The sequence below is a fragment of the Vibrio sp. V42_P2S4T144 genome (assembly GCF_009904715.1).
In the GTDB taxonomy this organism is placed as follows: Bacteria; Pseudomonadota; Gammaproteobacteria; order Enterobacterales; family Vibrionaceae; genus Vibrio; species Vibrio alginolyticus.
Genome location: NZ_WXWS01000133.1, coordinates 1 through 2,214 on the forward strand (window position 1 = coordinate 1; position 2,214 = coordinate 2,214).

Genomic DNA, 2,214 nt, shown 5'->3' on the forward strand with positions numbered 1-2,214 from the left:
CACTAATACAGCACTTTCTTACGTTGCTGTTTTTTCGCTCCGTGCTTGTTTTTTGTATCAAGTCGTCGGCGTTGAGAAGCGCGGGTTGGTTTCGTTTTAATACGCTTCTTCTCCTGTAAAGCGGCAGCTTTTATCAATGCTTGAAGCCGATTTAGGGCGTCTTCCTTATTTTGTTCTTGTGTCCGAAATTGTTGCGCTTTGATGATGATCACGCCATCTTTACTTATACGACTATCAGAAAGTGCAAGTAATCGCTCTTTGTAAAAGTCAGGTAAGCTTGAATGCCGGATATCAAAGCGCAGGTGTATAGCGGACGCTACCTTGTTAACGTTCTGGCCACCATTTCCTTGAGCTCTAATTGGGGATAATTGAATTTCCCACTCTTGAATTGTGACGGAGTTCGAAATTTTGAGCATGATAAGTAAATGCCGGTAAGGACGATTGAAAGAGCTGATAAATTAACATTACAGATGCACAAATAGAAGAAAAGACATGAGCACGATTGATTTTAGACCCTATGAGGGATTCATATTTGATATGGATGGTACTCTAATCGATACCATGCCAGCCCATTTGGCAGCTTGGCAAGCAACTGCTGAGCGTTTTGATTTTCCGTTTTGCCAGGAATGGTTTCACAGTTTGGGAGGGATGCCGAGCTTTAAAATTGTTGAGGAACTAAATCGTGTGCATGAGCTTTCGTTAGATCCTAAAACTGTCGCGACATTTAAAATGGAAACATTCGCTGCTATGGAGCTTCATGGTGACGTTATTCCTTGCACGAACATCGTGTTAGAGGAATATTTAGGCCATAAGAAAATTGCAGTCGGGACTGGCAGTCAACGAGAAAGTGCCATGCGCTTATTAAGTCATGCAGGTTTATTAGACAAGTTGGATGTTGTAGTAACCGCGAGTGATGTAGAGAACCATAAACCCTTTCCAGATACCTTTTTGGTGGCCGCGGAACAACTCGACTTGGAGGCGTCACAGTGTCTTGTGTTCGAGGATACTGAGTTGGGGAAGCGAGCGGCGCATGCAGCTGGTATGGATTGCGTTATGGTGCAAGATAATGAGTTGATCTTTTTCCCAAAACCATAGTGGCAATATCCCTTAATATGAGATCAAAATGGGGTGCAAATGCACCCCATTAATTTTTACCACATCATCGATCATGAATCATAGATGCTTATTCTGGTTGAACTAGCTCTTGGTATTCAAATGAAGGTACCACAACTTCTACGCGACGGTTTTTCTCACGACCTTCGCGAGTGCTGTTGTCAGCAACTGGGTTTTCTTCACCCATACCTTTAACTGTCAAACGATCTGAACCAATGCCAGCTGCGGTTAGGTAATCAGCAACAGATTGAGCACGACGCTCAGACAGTTTTTGGTTGTATGCCGCAGGGCCTGAGCTATCCGTGTAACCAGTAATCTCTACTTGAGCTTGAGGATATTCGTTCAAGAATGAAACAAAGTTGTCCAGACGTTCAGAAACGGACTCTGTTAACTTAGCACTATCGAATTCAAACGTACCTGTACCGTACTCTTCTTTGTGCACCTTGCTCATCATCACTGGTTCTGGATCTGGCTCGATCACTTCTTCCGTTACAACTGCTGCAACAACTGGAGCTGCTGCGAATTTGTAGTTAACACCGATACCAAAGAAGTTAGCATCCATGTCGTCCCACACGTCGTCAGACATGTCTTGGTAACGTTGGTATTCAGCGCGAACACTCCAGTTTCTATCGATCGAGTATTCAGCACCCAAAGAACCTGTTGGGACAAAGTCTGTTTCGTCATCAGACATCATGTAAGCACCACCGATCTTAGCAAACAGATTCCAAGAGTCGTTTAAGTGCCAGTTGAATTTAGGTGCAAGTGTTAAAGCCGTTAGATTGCCGTCAATCGTATTAATCGTATTAGCCCCTGACATCGAGTTAGCTTTGTAGTCGCCTAAGAAGTCTACGCCGTACTCTAGCCCGATGATATCGGTAAAGTCATAACCGATATGTAGTCCTGCACCGAACGCTTCATCATCACAAGGGCTATTTAGATAGCAAGCGTCGTCAAGTGTAGTCATGCCCACTTTGCCCCCGATGTACATTTCAGCTTGAGCAGAGTTTAAAAGCGCGCTACTACCAGCTACCACTGCTGCTACTGCAATTGCTACTTTGTTCATAATGTTTCCTTGTATTGATTGCATATTAACTTCTACTT

At 43.8% G+C, this 2,214-nt stretch carries 3 protein-coding genes; 1 reads left to right on the top strand and 2 read right to left on the bottom strand.

Annotated features, from left to right (window positions below):
- Positions 1-2: 2 nt before the first annotated feature.
- Positions 3-416 carry an alternative ribosome rescue aminoacyl-tRNA hydrolase ArfB gene (gene arfB / locus CAG68_RS04375; RefSeq protein ID WP_017635196.1) on the bottom strand — a complete coding sequence of 138 codons (414 nt, stop codon included), beginning with the start codon at positions 414-416 and terminating at the stop codon, positions 3-5.
- 76 nt (positions 417-492) lie between these two features.
- Between arfB and CAG68_RS04380 the strand changes: the two genes are divergently transcribed.
- Positions 493-1,095, top strand: coding sequence for a beta-phosphoglucomutase family hydrolase (locus tag CAG68_RS04380; RefSeq protein ID WP_017819896.1), 603 nt, complete (start codon positions 493-495; stop codon positions 1,093-1,095).
- 88 nt (positions 1,096-1,183) lie between these two features.
- Here CAG68_RS04380 and CAG68_RS04385 read toward each other — a convergent pair whose 3' ends face one another.
- Positions 1,184-2,176, bottom strand: a complete 993-nt coding sequence (locus tag CAG68_RS04385; protein ID WP_047101223.1) for an OmpA family protein — start codon at positions 2,174-2,176, stop codon at positions 1,184-1,186.
- Positions 2,177-2,214 lie beyond the last annotated feature (38 nt).